The sequence below is a fragment of the Bacilliculturomica massiliensis genome, assembly GCF_900605495.1.
Taxonomy (GTDB): domain Bacteria; phylum Bacillota; class Clostridia; order Peptostreptococcales; family Anaerovoracaceae; genus Bacilliculturomica; species Bacilliculturomica massiliensis.
On the sequence record NZ_LR027601.1, the window covers coordinates 58,920 to 85,748 of the forward strand.

24 protein-coding genes are annotated in these 26,829 nt (G+C 54.9%); 21 read left to right on the forward strand and 3 right to left on the reverse strand.

The annotated features are described in order from the left end of the window. Positions 1-19 precede the first annotated feature (19 nt). From rpsD to E0E37_RS05395, 11 genes are all read left to right on the forward strand, one after another. Positions 20-640, forward strand: coding sequence for a 30S ribosomal protein S4 (gene rpsD, locus E0E37_RS05345; RefSeq protein WP_130861959.1), 621 nt, complete (start codon positions 20-22; stop codon positions 638-640). A gap of 416 nt (positions 641-1,056) precedes the next feature. After that, on the forward strand, positions 1,057-2,004 hold the full coding sequence (locus E0E37_RS05350; RefSeq protein ID WP_130861960.1) for a DNA-directed RNA polymerase subunit alpha: 948 nt from the start codon (positions 1,057-1,059) through the stop codon (positions 2,002-2,004). 18 nt (positions 2,005-2,022) lie between these two features. Further along, complete coding sequence (rplQ, locus tag E0E37_RS05355) at positions 2,023-2,364, forward strand: 50S ribosomal protein L17 (protein ID WP_130861961.1); 342 nt, start codon at positions 2,023-2,025, stop codon at positions 2,362-2,364. A 477-nt stretch (positions 2,365-2,841) separates the two neighbouring features. Further along, a complete protein-coding gene (locus E0E37_RS05360; protein WP_154939790.1) occupies positions 2,842-4,224 on the forward strand; it encodes a sigma-54 interaction domain-containing protein in 1,383 nt (460 codons plus the stop codon). A gap of 1,060 nt (positions 4,225-5,284) precedes the next feature. Continuing rightward, positions 5,285-5,674 carry a hypothetical protein gene (locus E0E37_RS19225; protein ID WP_408608642.1) on the forward strand — a complete coding sequence of 130 codons (390 nt, stop codon included), beginning with the start codon at positions 5,285-5,287 and terminating at the stop codon, positions 5,672-5,674. A 152-nt stretch (positions 5,675-5,826) separates the two neighbouring features. Then, positions 5,827-7,395 carry a Na+/H+ antiporter NhaC family protein gene (locus tag E0E37_RS05370; protein ID WP_130861963.1) on the forward strand — a complete coding sequence of 523 codons (1,569 nt, stop codon included), beginning with the start codon at positions 5,827-5,829 and terminating at the stop codon, positions 7,393-7,395. A 90-nt stretch (positions 7,396-7,485) separates the two neighbouring features. Further along, positions 7,486-7,902: a hotdog fold domain-containing protein gene (locus tag E0E37_RS05375; protein ID WP_130861964.1), complete on the forward strand. Its 417-nt coding sequence runs from the start codon at positions 7,486-7,488 to the stop codon at positions 7,900-7,902. Between the two features lie 122 nt (positions 7,903-8,024). Next, a complete protein-coding gene (locus E0E37_RS05380; RefSeq protein ID WP_130861965.1) occupies positions 8,025-9,257 on the forward strand; it encodes a CaiB/BaiF CoA transferase family protein in 1,233 nt (410 codons plus the stop codon). Then, positions 9,254-10,471: a CaiB/BaiF CoA transferase family protein gene (locus tag E0E37_RS05385; protein WP_130861966.1), complete on the forward strand. Its 1,218-nt coding sequence runs from the start codon at positions 9,254-9,256 to the stop codon at positions 10,469-10,471. Before E0E37_RS05380 ends, E0E37_RS05385 begins: the two co-directional genes overlap by 4 nt. Continuing rightward, on the forward strand, positions 10,461-11,696 hold the full coding sequence (locus tag E0E37_RS05390; RefSeq protein WP_130861967.1) for a MalY/PatB family protein: 1,236 nt from the start codon (positions 10,461-10,463) through the stop codon (positions 11,694-11,696). The genes E0E37_RS05385 and E0E37_RS05390 overlap by 11 nt, the downstream gene beginning before the upstream one ends. A gap of 62 nt (positions 11,697-11,758) precedes the next feature. Beyond that, positions 11,759-12,922 carry a saccharopine dehydrogenase family protein gene (locus E0E37_RS05395; protein WP_130861968.1) on the forward strand — a complete coding sequence of 388 codons (1,164 nt, stop codon included), beginning with the start codon at positions 11,759-11,761 and terminating at the stop codon, positions 12,920-12,922. A gap of 223 nt (positions 12,923-13,145) precedes the next feature. On the opposite strand, the gene E0E37_RS05400 is transcribed toward E0E37_RS05395, so the two are convergent. The 3 genes from E0E37_RS05400 to E0E37_RS05410 all read right to left on the reverse strand — a co-directional run bounded on the left by E0E37_RS05400 (position 13,146) and on the right by E0E37_RS05410 (position 16,393). Then, positions 13,146-14,522 (reverse strand): MATE family efflux transporter, encoded by a 1,377-nt coding sequence (locus E0E37_RS05400; protein WP_130861969.1) that lies wholly within the window; start codon positions 14,520-14,522, stop codon positions 13,146-13,148. Next, a complete protein-coding gene (locus E0E37_RS05405) occupies positions 14,515-15,003 on the reverse strand; it encodes a MarR family winged helix-turn-helix transcriptional regulator (protein ID WP_130861970.1) in 489 nt (162 codons plus the stop codon). The genes E0E37_RS05400 and E0E37_RS05405 overlap by 8 nt, the downstream gene beginning before the upstream one ends. Before the next feature lie 232 nt (positions 15,004-15,235). Then, positions 15,236-16,393, reverse strand: a complete 1,158-nt coding sequence (locus tag E0E37_RS05410) for an SAM-dependent methyltransferase (RefSeq protein WP_130861971.1) — start codon at positions 16,391-16,393, stop codon at positions 15,236-15,238. Positions 16,394-17,021: 628 nt separating this feature from the next. On the opposite strand from E0E37_RS05410, the gene E0E37_RS05415 reads away from it, so the two are divergent. The 10 genes from E0E37_RS05415 (at position 17,022) to fabF (ending at position 26,722) form a co-directional block, all read left to right on the forward strand. Continuing rightward, positions 17,022-17,450, forward strand: coding sequence for a YjdF family protein (locus E0E37_RS05415; protein WP_130861972.1), 429 nt, complete (start codon positions 17,022-17,024; stop codon positions 17,448-17,450). A gap of 23 nt (positions 17,451-17,473) precedes the next feature. Beyond that, positions 17,474-19,090 carry a hypothetical protein gene (locus E0E37_RS05420; RefSeq protein WP_130861973.1) on the forward strand — a complete coding sequence of 539 codons (1,617 nt, stop codon included), beginning with the start codon at positions 17,474-17,476 and terminating at the stop codon, positions 19,088-19,090. 205 nt (positions 19,091-19,295) lie between these two features. Beyond that, the gene (locus E0E37_RS05425) at positions 19,296-19,781 is read left to right on the forward strand and encodes a MarR family winged helix-turn-helix transcriptional regulator (protein ID WP_130861974.1); all 486 of its coding nucleotides are present in this window, start codon (positions 19,296-19,298) and stop codon (positions 19,779-19,781) included. Then, positions 19,778-20,797, forward strand: a complete 1,020-nt coding sequence (locus E0E37_RS05430) for a beta-ketoacyl-ACP synthase III (RefSeq protein ID WP_130861975.1) — start codon at positions 19,778-19,780, stop codon at positions 20,795-20,797. Before E0E37_RS05425 ends, E0E37_RS05430 begins: the two co-directional genes overlap by 4 nt. Before the next feature lie 135 nt (positions 20,798-20,932). Then, the gene (locus E0E37_RS05435; RefSeq protein ID WP_130861976.1) at positions 20,933-21,163 is read left to right on the forward strand and encodes an acyl carrier protein; all 231 of its coding nucleotides are present in this window, start codon (positions 20,933-20,935) and stop codon (positions 21,161-21,163) included. Positions 21,164-21,408: 245 nt separating this feature from the next. Further along, entirely contained in the window at positions 21,409-22,356 is a 948-nt protein-coding gene (locus E0E37_RS05440; RefSeq protein ID WP_130861977.1) for a nitronate monooxygenase, read from the forward strand. Beyond that, positions 22,344-23,318 (forward strand): ACP S-malonyltransferase, encoded by a 975-nt coding sequence (locus E0E37_RS05445; RefSeq protein ID WP_130861978.1) that lies wholly within the window; start codon positions 22,344-22,346, stop codon positions 23,316-23,318. Before E0E37_RS05440 ends, E0E37_RS05445 begins: the two co-directional genes overlap by 13 nt. 143 nt (positions 23,319-23,461) lie before the next feature. Further along, complete coding sequence (gene fabG, locus E0E37_RS05450) at positions 23,462-24,211, forward strand: 3-oxoacyl-[acyl-carrier-protein] reductase (RefSeq protein ID WP_330548543.1); 750 nt, start codon at positions 23,462-23,464, stop codon at positions 24,209-24,211. A 72-nt stretch (positions 24,212-24,283) separates the two neighbouring features. After that, the gene (locus E0E37_RS05455; protein WP_130861979.1) at positions 24,284-25,414 is read left to right on the forward strand and encodes an NAD(P)H-dependent flavin oxidoreductase; all 1,131 of its coding nucleotides are present in this window, start codon (positions 24,284-24,286) and stop codon (positions 25,412-25,414) included. Between the two features lie 6 nt (positions 25,415-25,420). Next, positions 25,421-26,722, forward strand: a complete 1,302-nt coding sequence (fabF, locus tag E0E37_RS05460) for a beta-ketoacyl-ACP synthase II (protein WP_130861980.1) — start codon at positions 25,421-25,423, stop codon at positions 26,720-26,722. Positions 26,723-26,829 lie beyond the last annotated feature (107 nt).

Sequence of the window (26,829 nt, forward strand, 5' to 3'; positions counted from 1 at the left end):
AGAGGGAGGTGTAGTTAATATGGCAAGATATACAGGTCCTTCCTGCAGACTGTGCAGGAGAGAAGGCCAGAAAATGTTCCTGAAGGGCGAGAGATGCTATAGCAGCAAATGCGCTGTGGAGAAGAGAAACTACGCTCCGGGACAGCATGGACAGGGCAGAAAGAAGGTATCCGACTACGGACTTCAGCTGAGAGAAAAGCAGAAGGCGAAGCGGTTCTACGGCCTGCTGGAGACCCAGTTCAAAAACTACTTTGTGAAGGCTGAGAAGAGAAAAGGCCAGACTGGTGAAAATCTGCTGATCATGCTGGAGACCAGACTGGACAACGTCGTGTTCAGAATGGGCTTCGCTTCCTCCAGAAAGGAAGCCAGACAGCTGGTACGCCACGGCCACTTCACGCTGAACGGCAAAAAAGTAGACATTCCGTCTCTGGAAGTCAAAGCAGGGGACGTCATTAAAGTAAAAGAAAAGAGCACATCTTCTCCGAAGTTCAAGGAAGTAAGAGAAATGTCCATCAGCACCCCGTCCTGGATCACCGTTGATCCCGACAAGCTGGAAGGCAAAGTTCTCGCGCTCCCGACCAGAGGAGACATCGATACACCGGTTGCAGAACATTTGATCGTCGAGTTGTACTCGAAGTAGGGAGACCTATCCCGATTTGCGGAGCAAATCGTCGGAAGGTCCCCCGTCAGGCCTGCCCATACGAAGGAGCCGAAGGCGACGTTCGGATGGCAGCAGGCTACGACGCAGGATCTGGCGGCGAACATGGAGCTTTGCAGAGAGCGGAGCAAATCGTCGGAAGGTCCCCCGTCAGGCCTGCCCATACGAAGGAGCCGAAGGCGATGTTCGGATGGCAAGCAGGCTACGACGCAGGATCTGGCGGCGAGCGTGGAGCTTTGCAGAGAGCAGAACTCTGCAGAGAGCGGTATGTCCGGGACTTCGGGGCACCCAGGCTTTGCCTGCGGCGCCGCGCCGCTTTTCCGGACAGCCGTGTGATCCGCAGATCGGCAGGACCCCTGCATTACCCCTTAACATATTTTTAAAAGGAGGGATTTTGAGTGATCGAAATTGAAAAACCTACAATCGAGTGTATCTACTCTGATGAGGACAAGAACTACGGCAAATTTGTGGTGGAGCCCCTGGAAAGAGGCTATGGCACCACATTGGGAAACAGCCTGAGAAGGATCCTTCTCTCGTCGCTCCCCGGCGCCGCAGTTACCTCCGTCAAGATCGATGGCATTCTTCACGAGTTTTCCACCATTCCAGGTGTGAAAGAGGACGTTACGGAGATCATCCTGAATCTCAAGAAGCTCGCCGTACGCCTGAATAATGAGAACACGAAGCGCGTCATCATCAACGCCGTGGGCCCGAAAGAGGTCACTGCCGCGGACATCATCGCGGACAGCGAACTGGAGATATTCAATCCGGAGCTGCACATTGCAACCCTGGAAGAGAACTCCACTCTCGTGATGGAAATCAACATCGCCAGGGGCAGAGGCTACGTGTCTGCGGATCAGAACAAGACAGAGAATACTCCGATCGCAGTGATTCCTGTAGACTCCATCTATACACCTGTCAGAAAGGTGAACTTTACGGTGGAGAATACGAGAGTCGGACAGGTAACGGACTACGACAGGCTGATCCTGGAGATCTGGACTGACGGAAGCATCAAGCCCGACGAGGGCGTTTCCATCGGCGCAAAGATCATGCAGGAACATCTGAAGCTGTTCATAGATCTGACCGACAGCATGGATTCCGTTGAGATCATGGTGGAAAAGGAAGAAGATCAGAAGGAGAAGGCTCTTGAGATGACCATCGAGGAGCTGGAGCTCTCTGTTCGTTCCTTCAACTGTCTGAAGCGCGCTGCGATCAATACAGTTGAAGAACTGACCCACCGGACCGAGGACGATATGATGAAGGTGCGGAACCTGGGCAAGAAATCTCTGGATGAAGTTAAGCATAAACTGGAAGAATTAGGTCTTGGACTGAAGCCAAGCGACGAATAGACGGGAAGGAGGAGAAACATGCCAGGCTATAGAAAATTAGGCAGACCCACAGCTCACAGAAAGCTGATGCTGAGAAATCTCGTAACCGACCTCCTGAGAGAGGGTCGTATCACTACCACCGATACGAGAGCGAAGGAAACGAGAAGAGAAGCGGAAAAGATGATCACATTGGCAAAGCGCGGCGATTTGCACGCAAGAAGACAGGCGTTGGCCTACATCTTCGATGAGGACGTTGTGACAAAGCTGTTCGACGAGATCGCGCCCAAGTACGCCGACAGAAACGGCGGCTATACCAGGATCCTGAAGCTGGGACCCCGCAGAGGGGACTGCGCCGAGATGGTATTCCTCGAATTGGTGTAGATAAAAAATATGATCCGCAGCGGATGGGCGCGTCCCGCCGCCGCGGGCAAAAAGAACGAAGAGAAGACCCGGGCAATGGGATTGCCGGGGTCTTTTTAACATAGTAAATACCGTCCGTTGATATTTCCGCATGTTTCAAAAAAGTTTATTTTGTGAAAGTGAGCCCGCAGGGCGAATAAGCATCTGCAGGCAGGGGGGAGCAATTTGCTTTGTGGATGGGTCCGCTCATTTATGCGTATATTTGAGCAATTATGCCCGCATTCCATTTTTTGTTTTCCCTTTTTGACATACTTTATGATATGCTTAGTATTAACTGGCATTCGACCTTCTCCCGGAGAAGATCAGACTCCGAAAACAGCGGGCGCACCGGCCGGGGGGAAGACCTCTGGGGTCAGACCGCAAAACGGAGCGGAGAGGGACGAGGCGTGGGAAGGCGCGGCCCGCGACGGGCGTACGCCGGAATGGAGGGGATGTATCATGAAGATGCTGAATCGTTATGTAGAGCAGACACTGAAGATCTTCAGCAACGCGGACAGCATCATGATTGTAGACGAGAATGCGATCATTCGTTATTATTATACGAAATATCCTGATGTAAGCGCTTTGAAGGGAACCGATGTGCTGGGCAAAAAACTGCTGGACGCCTATCCCTATCTGACGGAGGAAAGCAGCTACATCATGCAGTGTCTGAGGACAGGAAAGTCCTTCATGAACTGCGAGCAGACCTTCACTTCCTTTCTGGGAACCACGATCCACACGATCAGTTCTGAAATTCCCATACACGACGGCGGAAAGATGGTAGGGGTGGCGGATATCGCCATCTATCTCGACAAGCCCATCGAGAAGAAGAATCTGAGCATCGAGTTTAACACGGATCAATATCTGAATCAAAACAACGGCTACGATCTGGAGGATATCATCACCCAGGATCCCAATTTGAATGATATAAAGGAAAAGATCCGTCTCAGCAGCGACAGCGACGCGCCGGTGCTGGTCTACGGAAAGACGGGGACGGGAAAAGAGCTGATCGTGAACGCTGTCCACAAATGCAGTTCAAGGCACGACGGCCCTCTGATCGTGCAGAATTGCGCGGCCATACCGGCCACGCTGCTTGAAAGCATACTCTTTGGAACGGTGCGGGGCAGCTTTACCGGAGCCAGCGACACCATGGGTCTGTTTGAGATGGCGGACAACGGAACCCTCTTTCTTGACGAGATCAACTCCATGGAGCTGGAAGCCCAGGCGAAGATCCTGCGGGCCATTGAAGAACAGAAAATACGCAGGATCGGCGATAAGAGAGTGCGCGATGTAAACGTGCGGATCATCGCAGCCATGAATGAAGACCCTCTGGAGTGCGTGAAGCAGCGGAAGATACGGGAAGACCTGTACTACAGGCTCAGCGTCATACGCTATGATCTGCCGGAGCTGAAAGAAAGGCGGCAGGATATTCCGCTTCTCATGGAGTATTTCCGAAAAGAGCTGAATCAGAAACTGAATAAAAACATCATCGAGTATTCTGATCAGGTCAAACGGGTCTTTATGAACTACGACTGGCCCGGAAACGTCCGGGAGCTGAAAAACGTCATCGAAGGCGCTTACCATCTGAATTACGGCGCGACCATCGACGTTGAAAATATACCGAAGTATATGCTCGACAACATTGATATAGGGAAGATCGTTATAGAAGATACTTCGGATAAGTCGCTGGAGGAACTGGTGTCGGAATTTGAGAAGAAGCTCATCGAAACAAAGTACGTGGAGAATGACAGAAGATTATCAAGGACAGCCAAGGCGCTGCAGATATCCAAGCAGGGGCTCTGGTACAAGATCCGCAAATATAATATCGATCAGAAATATTAAAAGCTATCAATATTAAAAACAATCTTTCAGGAACCGTCAATCGCACAGGCGATTGGCGGTATTATATTATGTGGATCGAATCATCCGTTGATCGAAAACACGAAAGGACCTGTTTTTTCTTTTTGCCTGCTATCAACACTCAAAAAAGAAAAAAACAGAGGACGCAGCAGGAACTTGAACGGTTTGCCTTGTCGATCTATGTCGCTTTTTTCTTTTTGTAAGCAATTCTGTGTTTAAAACGAAAAATATTTTCCATATTTTTAATATTAGATATGTATTATCCATTTTATTTTCGTTTTTGGAGCTTTTGTGAGGGCAAAAAGAAAAAATCAAGAAAAGGACCCGCATTTTCCTTGGCTGGCCGGCTTTCGGTATTCAGGAACTGTTCCACCAGGCATCTGAAGGGTTCCCGGCATTGATCCCGGAGCTTTTGGGTACAGGAAGGAGGCACGAGACTTCATAATCTGCCCCCTCAGCGGGGAGACAGCGATACAGGCAGATGAGGAAAGTGTAAAGAGGAGGAGCGGAAAGGCTCCTCTTTTTATGCGGTCAGAGATCCCGCCCCCCTCTTTTTATAACATAGGAAAAACTTTTTCACAGCAGGGAGACGAAGCTGAGGAAAGGAAGGAGATGGGGAATGGCGGGGCGAAATTTGTCGAAATAGAAGGAATTAAGTGGAAAACGTCAAAACATTTTTACGTTAATTGACGCTTTTTTAACGAGATTTTGAAAGGATAAAAGAAATTAAGGTGAAAAATGTAAGAGAAACAAGGGTAAAACGTAAAAAAATTTAGACGGAAAAGAAGAAAAGATCAAAATAGTAAAAAAACTTTGACAAGCCGATCCTTATTATTGAAAAAGAGAGATAAAATCCACAGAAAAATGCGATATGATAGGGGAAATCGACGCAAATATGCTGTTTTTTTAAATTGGCACACTATTTGCAATTATATATAGATATCCTAGGATGAAATAGTTACAGAAAGAGGTGGCTGTCTGAAAATTGTCGATGTAAGGTACGGCGGGTGGAAGTTCTTCTGAAGAAATCCTTTCCATCCTGCTGGAACTCGGGGAATCCCGAAAGGAACGTTTCGTTACTATTGCGGAAGTTATCACCGATGAGGGTATCCACGGCTATGGAGCCGTCTGTGATTCAAGCCGGCTGTCCGCCGGCGTGTGGGATTCGCAGATGGGCCCGCCGCTGATCGGGAAAGAGATCGAACAGCTGGAGGATATATTCACCAGCCTGGTCAACACATCCTTGTACGCATATGGTCCGTGGTGTGTTGAGGTCTTCCTGTGGGATGCTCTTGGAAAAGATGCGAATCGATCCGCCGCGCTGGGAAAACACGTGGGGAACATCATGACACGTGGGGAATATCATGCTGACCGGGTCTCTGGCGGTGGAATAAGACGGATACATAGACATACCGCAGAAGTCGGAGCTTAGCGCAGAGCTGTATCACGAACTGATGAATAAGTATACTGTCCTGAGAAGATAACAGGGAAGTAGCATTTACAGATTCGCTTTTATCAAAATGAATTATTTTATAACTTCAGTTAGACCGCATAAGCGGCAGAAAATGAAACAGGAGGAATAACATGGAGACTGTAGGTGTATTAAGTTTATTGCCCCCTATACTCGCTATTGTTTTAGCTATTTTAACGAAACAGGTACTGATCTCACTGTTTGCAGGAATTTGGATCGGAGCAACGCTTCTCTGCGGCTTTAATCCTATCGACGGATTGATGGCTACCTTTGGAGATTATATCTTCCCGTCCATGGGAGATCCCTCCAACGCGGCCGTTATCTTCATGGCCATGTTCTGCGGGTCCTTCGCCCTCCTTCTCGAAAAGGGCGGCGGCGCTCACGCATTTGCTGAGAGACTTACAAAGAAAGTAAAGACCAGCAAGCAGGCTCAGGTACTGGCGGCTGCCGGCGGAACCGCGATCTTCTTCAGCGACTCTTCCAACCCGGTACTCGTAGGACCGATCTTCAAGCCTATCACGGACGCTCTGAAGGTGTCCAGAGAAAAGCTGGCTTACATCTGCGACGCTACCACGGCGACCATGCCCAGCATGTTCCCCTTTACCGCCTGGGGCGCCTATATCATTTCGATCATCGCCCAGCAGTTTGAGCAGAACAATGTACAGGCCAACCCCATGGGCGAGTTTGTAAAGGCTGTTCCCTTCAGCTTCTACACCATCGGCGCCGTCATCATGGTATACATGATCGCGATCTCCGGATTCGACTTCGGACCCATGAAGAAAGCGGAAGACAGAGCCAGACTGACAGGCAAGCTGGTAGACGACGGCGACGCGTCCCCGGCCCTGATCCGTCAGGTGATCCTGCCTGAGGGATCGAAGCCGACAATGTCCAGCATGATCGTACCTCTGCTGGTACTGGTAGGCGTGATCTTTGCAGGATTCCTGTGGACCGGCGATTTCCCCAACGTGGGAGTTATGACGGCTCTGGCCAACGCCAGCACCACAAAGTGCCTGGTGGTCGGATTCTTCGTAGCCAGCATCGTAGCCGCAGTCTACACCGTAAGAAACAAAGTAATGACCCCGAAGGAAGCGGTAGATACCTTCTTCGAAGGAATCAGAATGATGATGGACGCCGTACTGATCCTGACTCTGTCCTGGGCTATCGGTTCTGTGTGTAAGGCAGTGGGAACCACCGCGTTTGTTATCGCACACACCGAGAATTTCCTGACGCCCACCGTCATGTACATCGCTGTTTTCGTGATCGCCGCGTTCACCGCGTTTACCACAGGAACCTCCTGGGGTACCTTCGCGATCTTCCTGCCCATTTCCATTCCGCTGGCCTTGGCCATCAACGCTCCTCTGGGAGCCGCCATCGGTACTGTAATCTCCGGCGGGATCTTCGGCGACCACTGCTCGCCGATCTCCGATACCACCGTACTGTCCTCCATGGGAGCAAGCTGTAATCACATCGCTCACGTGAAGACGCAGCTGCCATACGCCCTGTGCGTGGCGGCGGCCGCAGCCGTGGCTTATCTGGCTACGGGCCTGATGTACAATACGCTGGGAGCTACGGGAAGCGCCATTCTGGGAATCGCTATCACCGTGGGACTTTCCTTCGTGATCGCAGTTACGCTCTGCAAGATGGAAGGTGGAAGGATCAAAGACCAAAAGGCATCGGCTTAACGGAGGATGCCGGCACTTCAAGGCGTCAAACGTTATTTCAATGAATAAATAAAATATTTCAATTCAATCATTCATGGAGGGATTATCATCATGGAAGACAGAAAATTCGTCATCGACAATGCCAAAGGACCGGAATTAAAGGAAATGAGACTTCGCTATAAGACCAACTGCGAAAACAACCATTATTCCGATTATATGCTGTCCGGCCCTCAGATTCTGCAGTATGCTATCGACGCGCTGACAGACTTCACAGTAAGACGCGATGACGGAGACGGTTCTCTGCTGGCCAATGTTAACGCCAACTTCCGCGCCGGACTGTTCGGCGGCGACACCATCGAAGTCATCATCTGGCTTGAAAGTGAAGGCAGCCGTTCCAGAACTTACGGCTATAGAATCTACAAGATCATCGAGAACCACAGAGAGCAGGATGTGTTCGAAGTACTCGACGAGCCTCAGCTGATCCTCGACGGCACAGGAGTTGCCGTGGTCAAGAAGCCGAGAGCATAAACAAGCGTACAAGTGCCCTTAATGCGATGAGGGTGAATTCCGTAATAGTCCAATTCCACAAGGGTGAACCCGTTTTCGGGTTCACTCTTGTGGCAATAGGGAAAGGATAGGATGAATACAGCATGAAGCCACTGGAAGGAATCAAAGTGTTGGATTTTTCACAGCTGCACGGGGCGGCCTACGCCACCATGCTGCTGGCTGACTTCGGAGCGGAGATCGTCAAGATCGAAAATGTAAAGGGAGGAGACAAACTCCGTGAGCTGGCGCCGAAGAACGGGAACTACAGTGTTTACCACGGATATCTCAACAGAGGGAAAAAAAGCGTGGCCGTGGATCTGAAGACGGACGAAGGGAAAGCCATTGTAAAAGAACTGGTCAAAGACGCCGACGTGGTGTGCGAGAATTTCAAGTACGGCGCCATGGAAAAGCTGGGACTGGGATACGAGGAACTGCGCAGGATCAATCCGAAGCTGGTGTACGCTTCGTTGACCGGGTACGGACGCAAGGGAGAAAATAAAAGCAAAGCCTGCTTTGACAATACAGCTCAGGCATACAGCGGCATGCTGGATATGTCGGGATATTTTAACGGTCCGCCCATCACCATGGGGGCTCAGTTGGGCAATCTCTACGGAGGGATGCACCTGGCGCTGGGGATCGTGCTGGCGGTGATCCATGTGAGAAAAGGCGGAGAAGGGCAGTTCGTGGACGTAGCGGCATCAGACTCTCTGTTCGCGGTGCTGGAGGACGGCATGGTGGACTGTTCTGTTCTGGGGCACAAGCATACCAGAAACGGCAACATGTCTCAGGCCATCGCGCCCTACGATACATACGAGACACTGGACGGATTTGTGTCCATCGGCGTATCCAGCGATTTTCAGTGGGAAAAATTCTGCCGTGTGATGGGTATGGAGGATCTGCTGGAGGATCCCAGATTTTCAAGCAACGCCAAGCGGGGCGAACATTATCTGGACGGCGGTCTCCGAGACCGGATCGAGAGTATCACAAGTACCATGAAGAAGTTCGAGATAGAGGCCATGCTGGAAAAGGAAAACATCCCCTGCGGGTCGGTGTGCACTGTTCTGGAGGCCATGCAGAGCGAACAGATCAGCCACAGGGAAATGGTCCTTACGGTGGAAGATCCGCAGGTGGGATCTGTCAGCATGCCGGGTATACCGGCAAAATTGGGAAAGACGCCGGGAAGCGTGGACCGGGGCGCGCCGCTGCTGGGAGAAGATACCGGCCGGTACCTGAAGAAGCTGGGATACGAAGATGAGGAGATCCGTCGGCTGACCGCACAGGGGATCGTGACAGACGGGGAGCCGAAACAGCGTTGTGAAGAGGAGGCGAGAGGATGAAACCACTTTCGGGCGTGACAGTCCTGGATTTTACACAGGCATTCAGCGGGCCCTACTGCACCTTGAACCTGGCCGACTACGGCGCGCGGGTCATCAAGGTAGAACGGACGGGGACGGGCGACCAGACCCGTGAATGGATGCCCCTGGCGGAAAACGGCGGCAGCGCCTATTTCGCTCTGTACAATAGAAATAAAGAAGGGATCGCTGTAGACCTGTCGAAGGAGGAGGGCAAGGAGCTGATCCGGCGGCTGGTGAAGAAGGCGGATATTGTGGTGAACAACTTCAAGGTGGGCACCATGGATAAGCTGGGAATCGGCTATGAGGAACTGAAAAAGATCAAGCCGGACCTGGTGTTTGCTTCCGTCACGGGCTACGGTCAGACCGGCCCGCTGGCGAAACTGGCGGCTTACGACAATATTATCGAGGCGACCTGCGGGCTCATGGGGCAGTCAGGGTTTCCCGACCGTCAGCCGGTCCGTTCAGGCTGTTCCATCGGGGACAGCTACACTGGACTGATGGCGGCCTTCGGGATCGCGGCGGCCTATTATCACAAACTGATGACCGGCGAGGGTCAGACGGTGGATGTGGCTATGCAGGACTCTCTGTTTGCCAGCATTGAAGACGCGATCCTGGAATACGGCGTCAGCGGGACTGTCATGGAGCGCAGCGGCAACAGCCGCAGCCACATGGTGGCGCCATACGATGTGATCCAGTGCAAAGACGGGTGGTATACGGTGGCCGCTGTCACGGAAAAAGGCTGGGCCGAATTCTGCCGGGAGGCGGATATGCCGGAGCTTTTGGAAGACCCCCGGTTTCAGGACAACGAGCTGCGGTGCAGGCACAACGCTGAGCTGATCGGCGCCATGGAGCCCTTTTTCAGAGACAAGACCATGGAAGAGCTGAAGGCCATATTCAGCTGTGAGAATTTTGCGGCGGCTCCGGTCATCGACGCGGGGCAGACCATGCGGGAGCCGCACATGCTGCAGAGGGATATGGTGGTGGAGATCGACGATCCCAACGTAGGCAAATACAAGGCCGTGGGAATCCCCATCAAATTTGAAAAGACGCCGGCGGAGGTGGTGAAAGCATCGCCCCTGCTGGGAGAAGATACGATGGGTATTCTCATGGAGATCGGCTATACGGAAGAAGAGGTGAGAACGCTTGCGGCTGCAGGCGTAGTGGAACTGGCAGAGGGGGGCGACTGTGGAAGATAGAGAGCGCGAAAAGAAAGAAAACGTTTACGCAGGATTTGACCGGCAGATCGACCGGCGGGAGACCGGAGCGTACAAGTGGAGCGGCGGCAGATACGGGCTGGAAGAAGACCGGATCATTCCCATGTGGGTGGCGGATATGGACTTCGCCTGTCCGGAGCCGGTGGCAACGGCGGTAAAGGAGAGAGCGGCGCATCCGCTGTACGGCTATACCGTCAGGGATCAGGGCTACGAAGCAGTCATCGCCGGCTGGATGAAACGCAGGTACGGTTTTGAGCCCAGGGAGGAATGGCTGGCTTTCGCCCCTCCGGGCGTGCTTTACGCGATCTATACCATGCTGCGCATATTGACGGAAAAGGGCGACGGGGTAATTGTGCTGATGCCCAACTACGATCCCCTGCACGAGGTAGTCACAAAGAGCGGGCGCAGACTGGCGGAATCTCAGCTTTTGATCAAAGACGGGAAGATCGAAATTGATTTTGACGATCTGGAATCAAAACTGGCCGGGGACGTAAAAGTCATGATCATTTCCAACCCCCACAATCCTTCCGGACGGGTGTGGCGGCGGGAAGAACTGCAGCGGGCGGCGGAGCTCTGCAGAAGATACGGCGTCTTTGTGATCTCCGACGAGATCCACGCTGATTTTGTGTCTCAAAAGTATGGCCACACAGCCTTTCCCTCCCTGGGAGAGGAGGAGGCGTTAAACTGCATGGCCTGTTATTCCGCAAACAAAGGGTTCAATCTGGGCGGTCTGCAGACCTCGACTCTGGTCATCGCCGATCCGGAAAAGCGCCGTGCCTTCGATGAAGAAATGGGCATCGGCCAGACCAGACTGGACAATATCTTCGGCATTACCGCCACCAGGGCCGCTTACAGCGATCCCCTGTGCGAGAAGTGGCTGGACGAAGCCATCGAGTATGTGGACGGAAACAAGGAGCTGGTGTACGACTATCTGAGACGGTATGTGCCGGAGATCAGGGCGGTCCGGTCTGAGGGGACCTATCTGATGTGGCTGGACTGCAGCGCTCTGGGGATGGACGGAAAAGAGCTGGAGCAATTTTTCCTGGAGTCCGCCAGGGTACAGCCCTGCATGGGCTACGAGTTCGGCGGCCAGGGAGGGTCCGGCGATCGATTTGTGCGGCTCAACGCGGCCTGTCCGCGGACCATCGTCATGGCTGCGCTTGACCGGATCAAAAACGCGGTGTCCGGTCTGCGGGGCGGCAGGTAAACGCGGTCGGTGTACGAGAATAAAATATCGGTGCACGAGAGTGAGGAAAAGGAGGAGCTAAAATGCTGAGACTGAAGAAATTGCTTGTTCTGGGCGGAGGCGGCCTGATCGGTTCGGAGGTGGTGAAAGATCTGTCGGCCACCAGCGAGTTCGACAGCGTCACGGTGGCGGACGGGAATCTGGAAAAGATCACGAAACTGGTGGAGTCCCTTTCAGATCCCAGGTTTTCAGCGGTACAGATCGAGATCGAGAACATGGACGAGGTAGTTGAACTGATGAAGCCCTTTGATCTGGTGTGCAACTGTCTGCCGTTTCAGTACGATACTTACATCAACCGCTGCTGCGTGGAAGCCGGCGTGACGGGAACGGATCTGGGGGCCACCAAGGATCAGCTGGCCATGAACGATCTGCTGGAGGAAAAAGGCCTGCTGTTCGTGGTCTGCGACGGTATCTCGCCCGGGACCTCCAACATGATCGCCTCTTTCGCCAACAGGAAGCTGGACCGACTGGACGAAGTACATATCGCCTTCGCTTCCTTCCGGGCTATCCAGACGGCGCCGGGGCTGGTGCGCACCACCCTGTGGGAGCTGGACCCCAACGAGACCATGCGCAGCTATTATGCCGACGGGGAGCAGCACTATGTGGGGCCCTTTACCGGCGAGAAGATCGTGAACTTCCCCGAGCCCTTCGGCCCTCAGCCGGCGTACTATGTGCCCCACAATGAGGTCTACACCATACCGGCCACTATGCCCACGGTGAAGACCTGTACCATCCGCGGAGCGTGGACGCCGAGACAGCACCGGTTCTTGAAGTTCATGAATGATTACGGGTTCTTTACCACGCCCCCCGTCAAGGTGGGCGACACGGAGATCGCTCCCATCGAATTTATAGAGAAATTCATCTTCGCGAATCCTGATCTGGCCAAGGAAGATGTGTGGGGATTCTGCCTGACCGTCGACTGCAAAGGCATTCTCGACGGCGAGGAGGTAGAACTGTCATTCTACACCACCACGCCCGGTCAGGACGAGTGGGGGATCCCCGCCTGTTACGCCAAGAGCACCGCCTGCTCCATGTCTGTGGGCGTCCAGCTGCTGGCCAGGGGCATCGACCAGGTGGGCATCCGCACTCCGGATCAGGTCTATGATCCGGAAGAATATCTGGAAGAATTGCGCAAGAGGAAAGTGATCCTTCACGAACGCAGCGGACGGTTTGGGCTGCCACAATAATCGATCTCTTCTCATAAAAACCATATAACGCGAAAACAGCCGGAGAAACTCTCTCCGGCTGTTTTTGCAGGGATCGGTCTAGGCAGGACTGAGGGACGGCTGAACCAGCATGGGGCTGCGGGCCTGAGCTTGCGGGTCTGTGAGCTTGCGGGTTTGTGAGCTTGCGGGTTTGTGAGCTTGCGGGCGGGTCTGCAGAGGGAGCCTGCGCAGCCGCGGCCGCCGTCTAAGCAGCTTCTTCCACAAGCCCCTTTGATCTCCATTTTCCGCTCTGGATGCGGAAGAAGGAGAAGAGGGAGCCGATCCCCCAGCCGATGGGTATGGACCACCAGATGGCGCTGGCGCCAATGAAATAGGCCAGAACGTAGGCGATGACTACCCGGCAGATCAGGTTGGAGAAGGAGCTGAGCATGAAAGCGCCCATATCGCCGGCGCCCCGCAGAAGACCGTTGCCCACGAACATGAAGCCCATGAGCACGTAGAAGAGGGAGACGGTCTTCATGTATTTCAGTCCATAGTTCATGGCGTGGCTGCCGGAACCGTTGTTCAGGAACCAGCCCAGCAGATGGGGCCCGAAGAGGTAGATGATCAGCGTGATGAGGGCGGAAAAGATAAGCACCATGAGAAGGCTGGCCCGGTATCCTTCTTTTACGCGATCGGCTTTTTTAGCCCCGATGTTCTGCGCCGTGTAGCTGGACATGGCGTTGGAGAAATTCATATTGGGCATCATGGCCAGCGTGTCGATCTTCGTGGCGGCCGTGTATCCGGCGACGAATACTTTTCCGTAGGAGTTGACCAGTCCCTGCATGAACATCATGCTCAGGGAAACGATGGATTGCTGAAGCATGGAAGGAACGCCCACTTTTGCAATGCGCCGGGCGGCCCGAAATTCGAAATAGCGGAACCGCTGGGAGGCGTCGGAGGGATCGAAGCCTTCCTCGTTAGGCATTTTTCTAAGACGCCTGATCAGCACGTAAAAGGAGATCACGGCGCACAGGCCCTGAGCTGCCAGGGTGGCCCAGGCCACGCCTGCCACGCCCATGTGGAAGTGGATCACGAAGAGCAGGTCCAGAACGATATTGGTCAGGGCCGATATCATTAAAAATTTCAGAGGAGTCTTGCTGTCTCCCAGGGCGTTGTAGATGCCGTTCAGGGAATTGTAAAGGAACAGGAAGATGGCTCCGCCGAAATAGATCCGCAGATAAGAAAGAGCGTCCAGTATGATGTCGGGGTCGGTTCCCAGCAGCCGAAGGAGGGGCAGGGCGGCCACCTCGCCCAGGGCCATGATCACCAGGCCCACCACGCCCAGAGCGACCAGAGCGGTGGACACGGTCACCTTCATCTCACGGATGTGGCCGGCGCCAAAGAGCTGTGAGATGACTACGGTGCAGCCCATGGACAGGCCGGCGGCGATGGCGATAGAGAGGAAGACCACGGGGAAGGAAGAACCCACGGCCGCCAGCGCGTCCTCGCCCACAAACTGGCCGACGACCACAGAATCCACCATATTATAGAGCTGTTGAAATAAGTTTCCCACCACCATGGGCAGTGCGAAAAAGAAGAGCAATCGCAGAGGATTTCCCTCTGTCAGATTTTTAATCATGTTTTACCTCCGTTTCAGCCGGCTGGGAAGTACTTGAACCTCCGCAGGGGCCGGTGTATTTTTCCGCGTGACTGCGTCTGTATTCCACGGCGTTTTCCGCAATCCTGCTCAGAAATTCCTGATGCAGCCGTTTTTCTTCTTCTGTAAAACCAGAATAGCAGATATCGTCCCAGTCTTTGTAAACTTTACTGATCTGGGTGAGCATTTCCCGGCCTTTGTCTGAGAGAGAGACGAATTTCTGCCGCTTGTCTCTGGCGTTGGTCTCGCGCTGGATCAGTCCTTTATCTTCCAGCAGGGAGACGGATCTGGCGATGCGTCCCTTATCCAGATTCATCTGACAGCCCAGTTCATCCTGATGATACCGTTTCTCTTTCAGCAGCATGAGCAGCTTGCTCTCCAGCGGGGAGAGACCGTACTTCTCCATTTTTGTGCGGATATAAAATGCTTCACAGCGGCGGAATATCCCGATATTGGGGTTCATGGTCAGGCTCCTTTTTCTCTTCATCATAGATCCCGGAAATACACCGATATAGTTGCACAGATCAACGGTTGGACAAAACAACTGTTGAATTTCACAACTAATATCATATGACGGAGGAGTACCGTTTGTCAACTGTTATTTCCGTATGTTATTAAAAAGCCGGGGGCCGGATATTTAAATCCGGCCCCCGGCCAGTGGTTCATGCCGCGACTATCGGAGGCGCTGTGCAGCGCTATACTGTCCGCAGCATAGGCAGGTCGTTGTTGACGCCCTTGGACATCAGGATCTGGTGCAGATCGATGATACCGTTTTTAAAGGTGGCTGCGCAGGCTGCCAGGTAGAGATCCCACATGCGTACAAACTCTTCGCCTCTGGCGGCGCGGATCTCGTCCACATGCTCCGTGAAGTTTTTCCGCCAGCACAGAAGGGTCCTGCTGTAGTGGCGGCGAAGGCTCTCCACGTCGAGAGTGTAGAAGTTATAGTCCGCCATGAGGGCGATGATCTCCCGCAGGCTGGGGATGGTGCCGCCGGGGAAGATGTATTTTTTCATCCACGCGTCGCCGGGGTGTTCCTTCAGAGCGCTGATATAGTGGAGGAGGAACAGACCGCCGGGGGCGAGGACGGAATTTACGCAGTCCAGAAATTCGCCGTAGTTTCCGCGCCCCACGTGCTCCAGCATACCTACGCTGACGGCCCGGTCGAAGGCGAGTCCCGTCTTTTTCAGATCTCGGTAATCCATGATCTCACAGGTAAGCCGGCCGCCCAGGCCTGCCGCCGCGATATCGGCGGCAAATTTATCGTGCTGTTCTTTGCTGAGCGTGATGCCAAAACCCTTCACACCTCTGGTCTCTGCGGCGCGGCGAAGGAGAAATCCCCAGCCGCAGCCGATGTCCAGCAGGGTCATCCCGGCCTTCAGCTGCAGTTTGTCCAGAATGTGATCCACCTTGTCGATCTGCGCCTGATCCAGGCTTTCGCCCTCTTCCTTAAAATAGGCGCAGGAGTAGCTCATGCTCTTGTCAAGCCACAGCGAATAAAAATCGTTGCCGATGTCGTAGTGGGAGGAGACCTCCACTTTTTGATTCTTCTTTGACAGAGATGAATGGATCAGCTTTTTCAGGGCGTTTTCGTCTGTAGTGAATTTGCCCATGTTCCCCAGAAAGAGATCCAGTACTTCATACAGATCTCTGTCCACTTGGATGTGGCCGCGCATGTAAGCCTCGCCCAGGGCGAGGGATGTGCTGGTCATCAGTTCTTTTTTGTCCAGATCTCCTTTCAGCGTGACCGTGAATTCCGGATGGCCGGAACCGATCTGCCGCTGGCCGTTTTCTGTTTTGATCAGAAAAGGTACGTCGATGATCTTTGAAAGGTAATCTGCCAGAAAATTGTTCATGTTGTTTCATCTCCTTTCCGCGGATTCAGGTCAGGACAGGCACAATGCGGCAGGATCAGAATGAAGAGTGAAACGAAAAAGAAAAAGGCAGTTGATTTGACAGAATCAGTCAATCAACTGCGTTGCCGGGCGTACTCATATTGGGTGCGTACTCGACTTCCGTGGCGTTCTCCATCACTGACAGCCAGCCGGTCTGCGGCGAGCCGTATGCCTGGCGCCGAACATCCGCCGATGGGGGGATCTGGGGGCGCCGCGGACTGCAAAAGGCTGGGGCAGCGGTCGTTGTGACACTGAATTCTACGCGTTATGAATCATTTCTATAGTATACCTGTCGTTCTTTCTTAATAGAATATTCTTTTTGCGACAAATGTCAATAAGAAAGATTCCCTTTTCGACAAAATTCGAGGTGGGGGAAGGAAACGCCGGCGCGGGAGGAGATCTGGAAGAATGCCTTTCGCCCGTTGATTTTCCTTGCCTGCAGAGGAATTCTTACTTATAATGAAGGTACAGAGATAAAAACACAGTCCGGTTGGTAGTCCGGACGCAGTCCACTGCAGAACCTGGACTGTCAGTAACCTGCCTCCTTTGGTTGTCCGTTCTCTGGGAATCATGAAAAGGAGGAACGGATATGGAAAAAGTGGTTTCGAGTTTTACCGTATTTTTTGAAGATCCCTTCTGGGTGGGCGTGTATGAGAGGGAGTGCGGCGGGAAGATCACCGCCTGCAAGATCACCTTCGGCCCGGAGCCGAAGGATTACACGGTCAGCGAGTATTTTCAGAAACACGGTGACGAACTGCGGTTCAGCCCCGCTGTGGATGCGCGCGGAGGCGGGAGACCGAGGGGAACCGCCGTCAATCCGAAGCGGCTGCAAAGACAGATACGCAGGCAGCTTCAAGCATCGGGGACCGGTACGAAAGCTCAGCAGGCGCTTGCTCTCCAGCGGGAAGAAGGAAAGCTGGAGGGGAAGAAGACCGCCCGGAAGAATCGGGAACAGGAGCAGGAGCGGCGGTTTCAGATGAAGCAGGAGAAGAAGAAGCAGAAACACAAGGGAAGGTAAAAGGCGAGAGGAGGGAGCATGCTGTGAAAAAGAAATTGGCGCTGCTGCTGGCGGCACTGCTGCTGACGGGAACGCTGGCCGGCTGCACATCGGCCGAGTTGGGTTATCTGGAGCTGGCCCGCAGAGCTAATGGGGTGAGCGAAGGTGAAATTTCGGGTACGGCCCAGGTGGAGATCGACATGACCGCGCTGACAGGGTTGTTTTCCGGAGAGGAAGACCTGGCTGCCGCACCGCCGGATGGAGGCTGGAAAAAGAAATTGTCCGTCTCCTGGCAGGGATCCTATTCCACAGTGAACGGACTCTGGGAAGAATTGAGTATTCAATGCGGCGCGGACGGAAAAGAGTGGGACCTGGGCACTGTGTTTTTTGACGGGATCTCCGGGGAAGTGACCATTTCCAGACAGACGCTGCTGGGGGCTATGGAGCTGATGCAGGCGCTGGATCCCGACCTGTCGCAGTGCTACGCCTATACGGAGGAGTACCGGAGAGATCTGAGCCTGGCTCTTGGGGACGCCGGCTATCTGTCGGTCAGCCTTTACGAAGATGAGCATACCGGAGCCCTCATGAGACAGTTCATGAAGGGGATGGCCGGATCAGACGGGGCCCAGGCCCGGATCCTGGACGCCGCGTTGACATTTCTCAGAGACGCTCACGCCGGATATGAGACGGGATTGGTAAAAAAGATCAGCGGGTCCTATCAGATGAAGATCACCCTGGCCCAGATACCACGTCTGCTGCGCGGGTACCTGACCTATATCGAGACGAATCCGGAGGAATACAGAGAAGCGCTGAACGTTTATCTGCGCGCCTGTGCGGATGAGTCCGGAGCCCTGCTGGGAGGCATGTTGGCGGATGAAGAGGAAAGCGGCGGCTCCGGGGCGGGTCTGGGAACGGATCTGTTTTCTGATGCCGTCCAGATCGGCGAAGAAGATATGTCTGCCGTCACCGGTTGGTTTGACACGGCCAGATCTTTCATCGATCAGGCGGAAAAGAGCGAACCTTTCCGTGCGCTGAAGGATTCCTATTATGCGGTGGAGCTGTCTCAGCCGTCTGCAGGCGTCTTTGAGTATAAGGTGCGCATGGGACTGACAGCGGACGGCGCGGATCTGGCCGCGGTCACCGCCGAGGTGCGGACCAGAGAGACCGCGGCGTCGTTTGCTGCTCCCCAGGCTGCCATGACAGAGGAGCAGCTGGATGATACGCTTCTGGAACTGGCGAAGAAATACAATTCCGTCAGCACGGTATCCCTGCACTGGTACGATCCTGACGGCAGCGACGATTTGAGTTCCGACTGGGATCTCGGACTGAGACGGCGGGCCATGTCTTACTCCGAAACGGAGCTGCGGGAACCTCTGTGGGCGCAGCTGGGCGGCTACGGACGAGTGGAGTTCGAGATGCGCGGCGGCAGACTCTTTGTGAAACTTGAGGACATCTGTTCCGCCCTGGGACTTTCGCCCCAGTGGAACAGCAACGTTCAGAGAGCGTACGTGCCGTGGGAGGGGACCTTTGTCTACCTGGACGGATACCAGAAGGATCAGCGCACCTGGATCCCAGTGCGGGAGCTGGAAAAGCTGGGATACGTGGTCTTCTACGAGGGGGACGAGTGGAGAGGCAATACGGTGACCATTCACCTAATATAGAGGAAAAGCGGGATAGGGCGCGGCCCCTCTGACAGCCTTGGCGGCTGCAGAGGGGCCGCGTTCTGCGTAAATACCTCGGTGACGCCGGTCGTAATCTGTCAAAAAAAATGAATTGACAAACCACAGACACAGCCATATAATTAGTTAGACAATCTAACTAAAGTTTGGCGCGGGATTTTCAGTACCGGCGCCATGGGGGTACAGAATGGATCGCTTTGCAGAGGAATTGAATGAACTGATAGTTGAGACGTTCCGCTCTATCAACAAGATGGAGGAACAGACGATCCGCAGATTTACGAAGATCAATCTTTCGATCAGCGAGCTGCATCTCATCGAGGCGGTGGCCAGAGGAGGAGAGCGGGGACGGACCATCAGCGACCTGGCCGTGGATCAGGAGATCACGCTGCCTTCTGTGACGGTGGCGATCAACAAGCTGGTGCGGAAAGGTTACGTGGAAAAGGTGCGGTCGGAGTCCGATGGACGGGTGGTTTATGTCAAACTGACCCGACAGGGCAGGAAAGTGAATTCAGGGCACCAGTATTTTCACAAGAATCTGGCCCGCGGAGTGGCGTCGGAGCTCTCAGACGAAGAGAAGCAGATCCTGATCAAGGGAGTGACGAAGATCAACGGGTACTTCGTGGACAGAAACGAAGCATTGGAAAAGAAGCTGGAGGAAAAAGGAATTCGATGAGTTTTACTATATTGGGAACAGGAAGCGCGGAGCCCTCTCTGTGCAAAACGAACGACGATCTGGCAAAAGTCATGGACACCAGTGACGAGTGGATCAGAAGCAGGACCGGCATCGAAAAGCGCCGGCTCTGCGGGGAGGAAACGGTGACGGATCTGGCCTGTGAAGCGGCGGAGCACGCAATGGAAGACGCAGGCGTTACGGCCAGAGATCTGGATCTGATCCTCTGCGCCACGGTGACGGGAGATTATATCACGCCGTCCATGGCCTGCCTGGTGCAGGAGCGGCTGGGAGCCAGCTGTCCGGCCTTCGATGTGAACGCGGCCTGCGCCGGATTTCTCTACGCGCTGGACGTGGCCGACGGCTACTTCGCAAGAGACCGCGTCAAACGGGTGCTGGTGATCGGCGCGGAGGCCATCTCCAAGATCGCGGACTGGGAAGACAGGAGTACGGCGGTCATTTTCGCCGACGGAGCGGGGGCCGTGGTCCTCGGCGAGGGGGGGGACCTTCTCGCAGCCAGATTGACTACCAGAGGCAATCACGGCGCTCTCTACGCCGAGAATGTGAAGGGGAACTGCCCGTTCCGTTCCAACGGCACAAAGGCGGAGAACGTTTCGGAAACTTCGGACAGCGATGGCAGAGAGATAAAAAAGGCGAGGGAAAATTATCTCTACATGGATGGGCAGGAGGTATTCCGCTTTGCGGTGGCTTCCATGATCCGGGATCTGAAGCAGATCATGAAAGAAGCGGGACTGAGCTGCGGGGATGTGACCTACGTCATGCCTCATCAGGCCAACCGCAGGATCATCGACTTCGCCGCCAGCAAGCTGGACATCGCCGATGAAAAGTTTCTGGTAAACATCGATCAGCGGGGCAATACATCGGCGGCAGCGATTCCGATCCTGCTGGACGAGACCAGGAGAAAGGGAATGCTGAAAAAAGGCGACGTTCTGCTGTTCACGTCCTTCGGGGCAGGGCTGACCACGGCGGCCTGCGCAGTGCGCTGGGGCCGGGAATGATCAGGTTTAAAAATGAGGGCGGAGGATCTCATCAGAAGAAGACCGCCGCGTTCATTTCAAATAATATAAATAAAATCTAAGAAAAAGAGAGTCCGCGTGATCCGTGAGGAAACGCGGGAAATGGAGGAAACGAAAATGAGCACATTTGAGAAAGTGGTAGAGTTACTGGTAGAGGCGAAAGACTGCGAGGCCGACAAGATCAAGATGGAGAGCACCTGGGCGGATCTGGAGCTGGATTCTCTGGACACCGTTGAGCTGGTGATGAACCTGGAGGACGAGTTCGGGATCCAGATGGAGATGAATGAGAGCCTGAAGACCGTGGGCGACGTGGTAAACGCCATCGACGAGAAGCTGGCTGCAAAATAGAAACGGACCGGAACGAACGGAACGCAGGCGCGCCGGAAGACGGGGCCGAAGGCGGTCCGGCAGCAGATCTGAAGGTGTGCAGATATAACAGTGCAGTAACATACACGACAACCGCGCTGTAAAAGAGGGCGGCGGAGACGCCGCCCGCAATCATATTTATATTTTATCCCGCAGGAAATATTGCCAATATGTTTCCAAAGGAGACTTTTTAATTGCAGCGTGAGATGCAGGGGGTTAGTGAGAAAATGATAAAGACACCGATATGTGAACTTTTAGGGATCGAATATCCGATTTTTCAGGGAGGCATGGCGTGGATCGCGGATGCGAATCTGGCGGCGGCTGTGTCAAACGGCGGCGGCCTGGGGATCATTTCCGCCATGAACGCCGACGGAGAGTGGCTGAGAGCTGAGATCAAGAAGGCAAAGTCCATGACCGACAAGCCGTTCGGCGTGAATATCATGCTTATGAGCCCTCACGTAGAAGAAGTAGCAAAGATCGTGGCGGAGGAAAAGGTAGCGGTGGTCGCCACCGGAGCCGGCAATCCCACGAAATATATGAAGGACTGGATCGCCGCGGGGATCAAGGTGGTCCCGGTGGTGGCCTCAACGGCCATGGCCAAATTGGTGGCGAGAAACGGCGCTGCCGCGGTGATCGCCGAGGGCGGCGAGTCCGGCGGTCACGTAGGCGAGGTCACGACGATGGCTCTGGTGCCGCAGGTGTGCGACGCGGTGCAGATCCCGGTGATCGGAGCGGGAGGGATCGCAGACGGCAGAGGCGTGGCTGCGGTGTTCATGCTGGGAGCCTGCGGCGTTCAGCTGGGCACCCGGTTTCTGGTGGCGGAGGAATGCGGCGTGAGCCGTACCTATAAGGACAAGATCCTCAAGGCAAAGGATATCGATACCATGACCACGGGAAAGCGTCTGGGACACCCCGTGAGAACACTGAAGACTCCTTTCGCCAAGGAATTTCTGAAAAAAGAATTTGACAGCAGCGTCAGCGACGAGGAGCTGGAAGCCTTCGGGGCCGGTTCCCTGTATGCCGCGGCGGTGCTTGGAGACGAAAAGAAGGGCAGCTTCATGTCCGGTCAGATCGCGGCTATGGTCAAGAAAGAGCAGCCGGCGGCGGACATTATCAGAGAGATATTTGAAGAGGCGGAGCAGGTGCTCGCCGGAGGGATGAAATGGGTAAAATAGCGTTTGTCTTCGCCGGCCAGGGAGCGCAGTACTCCGGAATGGGAAAAGATCTGTGCGGGGCCAGTCCGGCCGCGAAAGCTGTCTTTGAGGCGGCGGATGCGGTCAGGCCCAATACGTCGGAGCAGTGCTTCGGCGCGTCTAAAGAAGAACTTTCTATCACGGTGAACACGCAGCCCTGCCTGTTCGCGGCGGATCTGGCCGCGGCCTGCGCGCTGGCGGAGAAGCTGGCGGAAAAGGGTCTGCGCCCTGAGGGCGTGGCGGGCTTTTCGCTGGGAGAGATCCCGGCGCTGACTTTCGCAGGGGCATTCGACGGAACCTCCGGGGACGGCCCGGCGGACAGAAAAGCAGGGCAGGAAGCGGGTTTTCGTCTGGTAGTCAAGCGGGGCGAGGCGATGAATCAGGCGGCCGAAGAACATCAGGGCGGCATGGTGGCGGTGGTTAAGCTGCCGCCGGAAAAAGTGGAGGAGCTCTGTGCGGGACAGGAAGGCGTCTGGCCCGTAAACTACAACAGCCCGGCCCAGACAGTGGTCGCCGGAGAGAAGGACGTTTTGCCTGAGTTTTCGAAAAAAGTGAAGGAGGCCCGGGGGCTGGCTATGCCTCTGGCGGTGAGCGGGGCGTTTCACAGCCCGCATATGGCCGGGGCTTCAGAGGCGCTGACAGAAGCGCTGAACCATGTAAACTACAGAAAACCGGACATTGATGTGTACGCCAACATCAGCGCGGCGCCCTATCCCGAGGATGCGGCGGAAGGAAAGGCGCTGATCGCCGCACAGGTAAAGACCCCTGTGCAGTGGCAGAAGACCGTGGAGCGCATGACGGCGGACGGCTTCGACACCTTTGTGGAGGTGGGACCCGGAAAAACCCTTTCCGGACTCATTAAGAAGATCGCGCCCCAGGCGGCGGTCTACAATGTAGACAATGCGGAGGATCTGCAGAAGACTGCGGAGGCTCTTTTAAAATAGAATCCCCCGCCGGCGCTGCGGGCGGAATGGGGCCGACAGGATGCATGTGAAATGCCGACGGACAGACCGGCATAGGGTCCGAACAACGCAGCGAAGGTATTTGCCGTCTGAAACGCGGCGGAATAATATGCGAGGATAGAAAAATGAACGAGATGCTGAAAAATAAAACTGCGCTGATCACCGGCGGGTCCAGAGGGATCGGCAAAGCCATCGCTTTGGCCATGGCGGCGCAGGGCGCGGATATCGCGCTGCTGTACGCCGGAAATACCGCGGCGGCGGAGGAGACCTGTTCCGAGATCAGGGCGCTGGGCGTGAAGGCGGAAAGCCGCCGCTGCGACATCGCGGATCCCGCAGATGCGGAAGCGGCGGTAAAGGAGATACTGGCCGCTTTCGGATCGGTGGATATTCTTGTAAACAATGCGGGTATCACCAGAGACGGCCTTCTCATGGCCATGAAAGAAGAAGATTTTACACAGGTCCTCAACACCAATCTGACAGGAGCCTTCCACATGATAAAGCTTCTGTGCAGATCCTTTATGAAGCAGAAAAGCGGAACGATCATCAATATCACCTCCGTGTCCGGCATGATGGGAAATCCCGGGCAGGCCAACTATTCTGCGGCCAAAGCCGGACTCATCGGGCTGACCAAAACGGTGGCAAAAGAACTGGCTCCCAGAGGGATCACCTGCAATGCCATCGCGCCGGGCTTCGTGGCCACGGCGATGACCGATCAGTTGCCCGAAGGGGCAAGGGAGGCCGCCGTTTCGGCGATCCCGCTGAAGCGGATGGGACGTCCGGAGGATATTGCCAACGCAGCGGTGTTTCTGGCCAGCGATATGGCAGCGTACATCACCGGTGAGATCATAAAGGTAGACGGGGGCCTGTATATTTAGATATTGTGACAATGAATGGCCGGGGAGACGAGGCCGCAGTTCATCTGTTGTCACGAAGGAGGAACAAAAAGTATGTTTGACTGGCATGGAAAAGGTCTGAAATTGGGAGATTTGAAGTTGCCGACGCCCATTGTACAGGGCGGCATGGGGATCGGAGTTTCCGGAAAAAGACTGGCCGCTGCGGTGGCCGATCAGGGAGGGATCGGCGTGATCTCAGCTGTTGGACTGGGCTTCATGGGAACCCCTCTCACTGATACGGATGTGATCGCACAGGCGGAGAAAAACGGAGAGACCAGAAATATTTCCGTTCTGCGCCAGGAGATCCGCAAGGCGAAGCAGATGACGACAGGTGTGCTGGGCGTGAATATCATGGTGGCCATCTCCGAATTTGCCCAGACGGCGAAAGCCGCTGTGGAAGAGGGGATCGACGTCATTTTCGCGGGAGCGGGGCTTCCGCTGGATCTGCCGGAATGCCTGAAAGAGGGCGGGCGGACGAAGCTGGTGCCCATCATCTCGTCGGCTAAAGGGGCCAAACTCATCGCAAAGCGATGGATCAGCCGCCACAACTACGTGCCTGACGCCTTCGTGGTAGAGGGACCTATGGCGGGCGGCCATCTGGGCTTTTCCAAAGAACAGATCGAGGATCCGGCATACCGGCTGGAGGCGCTGGTGCCCCAGGTGGTGGAGGAGGTCGGAAAGATCGAAGAGCAGACGGGGAAAACCATTCCGGTCATAGCCGGCGGCGGCGTTTACACCGGAGCGGATATTTACAGGATCCTGAGTCTGGGCGCCTCGGGCGTTCAGATGGCCACCCGGTTTGTGGCCACGGAAGAGTGCGACGCGGATATCGCCTTCAAGCAGGCTTATGTGAACTGTACGAAGGAGGATATTGGAATCATCGAAAGCCCCGTGGGGCTTCCGGGGCGGGCGCTGATGAACGGTTTTCTCAGCGAAGCGAAACAGGGGCTGAGACATCCCAAGGTCTGCCCGCGCCACTGCATCATCACCTGCGGGGAAGAAAATGCGCCCTACTGCATTTCCTCGGCGCTGATCAGCGCATATTACGGGAAGCTGGATAACGGTTTCGCGTTTATCGGGGCAAACGGTTACAGGATAAAGGAGATCACCACCGTGGAGAAGCTGTTTTCAGAGCTTGCGGCGGAGTTTGACGAGGAATTTGCACAGAACGAACGAGTGAGGTAAAAAGCCATGAAAAGAGTAGTAGTAACGGGCCTTGGAGCGGTCTCGCCGGTGGGGAACAGCGTCCCCGCCTTCTGGGACAGCCTTCTGGCAGGGAAAAACGGCATCGGGTTTATCACTAAATTTGACACCACAGATTATAAAGTAAAGATCGCAGCGGAGGTAAAGGATTTTAATCCGCTGGATTTCATGGATAAGGGCGAGTCCCGGCGGGAGGACGCATTCTCTCAGTACGCCATCGCCGCGGCGCTGGAAGCCGTGGCCGACAGCGGGATCTCCGCTTCCGGTGAAACGCCCAACGTGGATCCGGAACGGCTGGGCGTTTACGTGGGTTCCGGCACGGGCGGCATGACCACTTTTATGGACGAGGCGAAAAAGATCATCGCCTCCGGACCGAGAAAGACTTCGCCTTTCTTCATTCCCATGATGATCGGCAACATGGCGGCGGGAAACATCGCCATCCGGTTCAACGCCCAGGGGCCGTCCCTGCCGGTGGTCACAGCCTGCGCCACTTCGACCAACGCCGTGGGAGAGGCCTTCCGGGCTATCCGCTACGGATTTGCCGACGCGATTATCGCCGGAGGCAGCGAGGCCACAGTAGTGGAGCTGGCTGTAGCCGGTTTTACAAACTGCATGGCGCTGACCACAAGAAACGAGCCCGAGGCGTGTTCGGTGCCCTTCGACAAGAGAAGGGACGGATTTGTCATGGGAGAGGGCGCTGGGATCCTTGTTCTGGAAGAATATGAGCACGCCGTAAAGCGCGGCGCAAAGATCTACGCGGAGGTCACCGGGTATGGAAATACTTGCGACGCTCACCACGTGACCGCTCCGCGGCCCGACGCGCTGGGAGGCGCCCGGGCCATCTGTCAGGCTATGGCGGAATCCGGTTTTGCCGCCGCCAGACCGGCGGAAGCTCCCTTTAACGAAAACGCGCTGACGGAGATCGACGGAAGTTCGATCTACCTGAACGCTCACGGCACCAGCACCCCGATGAACGATAAGACGGAAACGCTGGCGATCAAGACGGCTCTTGGCGAGGAGAAGGCGCGGAAGATCCATATGAGCTCCACCAAGTCCATGACGGGCCATATGCTGGGAGCGGCCGGCGCAATTGAAGCCATCGCAACGGTCCTGGCTCTGCGGGATGGGAAGATCCCGCCGACGATCGGCTATGCCGAGCCGGATCCCGAATGCGATCTGGACTGCACGCCCAACAAGAGCGTGGACGCAGACGTAAAACTGGGACTTTCCGTGTCGCTGGGTTTTGGCGGCCACAACGGATGTCTGGCTTTTAAAAAGTATGAAGGCTGATAAATTCACTTTCGGCCGCGGTTTTTCGAAGCCGCGGCCGCAGGTATGGAGGCGAAGATGAAAATAGATGAAATCAGAGAGCTGGTCTCTCTCCTGGAACAGTCGCT

What these genes read in the sequence shown, in the direction of transcription:
- fabF (WP_130861980.1), top strand. Translation starts at nt 25,421, where the DNA reads ATGAAAAGAGTAGTAGTAACGGGCCTTGGAGCGGTCTCGCCGGTGGGG.
- E0E37_RS05405 (WP_130861970.1), bottom strand. Translation starts at nt 15,003, where the DNA reads ATGAACCCCAATATCGGGATATTCCGCCGCTGTGAAGCATTTTATATC.
- E0E37_RS05435 (WP_130861976.1), top strand. Translation starts at nt 20,933, where the DNA reads ATGAGCACATTTGAGAAAGTGGTAGAGTTACTGGTAGAGGCGAAAGAC.
- E0E37_RS05380 (WP_130861965.1), top strand. Translation starts at nt 8,025, where the DNA reads ATGAAGCCACTGGAAGGAATCAAAGTGTTGGATTTTTCACAGCTGCAC.
- E0E37_RS05375 (WP_130861964.1), top strand. Translation starts at nt 7,486, where the DNA reads ATGGAAGACAGAAAATTCGTCATCGACAATGCCAAAGGACCGGAATTA.
- E0E37_RS05410 (WP_130861971.1), bottom strand. Translation starts at nt 16,393, where the DNA reads ATGAACAATTTTCTGGCAGATTACCTTTCAAAGATCATCGACGTACCT.
- E0E37_RS05395 (WP_130861968.1), top strand. Translation starts at nt 11,759, where the DNA reads ATGCTGAGACTGAAGAAATTGCTTGTTCTGGGCGGAGGCGGCCTGATC.
- E0E37_RS05385 (WP_130861966.1), top strand. Translation starts at nt 9,254, where the DNA reads ATGAAACCACTTTCGGGCGTGACAGTCCTGGATTTTACACAGGCATTC.
- rplQ (WP_130861961.1), top strand. Translation starts at nt 2,023, where the DNA reads ATGCCAGGCTATAGAAAATTAGGCAGACCCACAGCTCACAGAAAGCTG.
- E0E37_RS05370 (WP_130861963.1), top strand. Translation starts at nt 5,827, where the DNA reads ATGGAGACTGTAGGTGTATTAAGTTTATTGCCCCCTATACTCGCTATT.
- E0E37_RS05415 (WP_130861972.1), top strand. Translation starts at nt 17,022, where the DNA reads ATGGAAAAAGTGGTTTCGAGTTTTACCGTATTTTTTGAAGATCCCTTC.
- E0E37_RS05360 (WP_154939790.1), top strand. Translation starts at nt 2,842, where the DNA reads ATGAAGATGCTGAATCGTTATGTAGAGCAGACACTGAAGATCTTCAGC.
- rpsD (WP_130861959.1), top strand. Translation starts at nt 20, where the DNA reads ATGGCAAGATATACAGGTCCTTCCTGCAGACTGTGCAGGAGAGAAGGC.
- E0E37_RS05445 (WP_130861978.1), top strand. Translation starts at nt 22,344, where the DNA reads ATGGGTAAAATAGCGTTTGTCTTCGCCGGCCAGGGAGCGCAGTACTCC.
- E0E37_RS05455 (WP_130861979.1), top strand. Translation starts at nt 24,284, where the DNA reads ATGTTTGACTGGCATGGAAAAGGTCTGAAATTGGGAGATTTGAAGTTG.
- fabG (WP_330548543.1), top strand. Translation starts at nt 23,462, where the DNA reads ATGAACGAGATGCTGAAAAATAAAACTGCGCTGATCACCGGCGGGTCC.
- E0E37_RS05400 (WP_130861969.1), bottom strand. Translation starts at nt 14,522, where the DNA reads ATGATTAAAAATCTGACAGAGGGAAATCCTCTGCGATTGCTCTTCTTT.
- E0E37_RS05425 (WP_130861974.1), top strand. Translation starts at nt 19,296, where the DNA reads ATGGATCGCTTTGCAGAGGAATTGAATGAACTGATAGTTGAGACGTTC.
- E0E37_RS05440 (WP_130861977.1), top strand. Translation starts at nt 21,409, where the DNA reads ATGATAAAGACACCGATATGTGAACTTTTAGGGATCGAATATCCGATT.
- E0E37_RS05430 (WP_130861975.1), top strand. Translation starts at nt 19,778, where the DNA reads ATGAGTTTTACTATATTGGGAACAGGAAGCGCGGAGCCCTCTCTGTGC.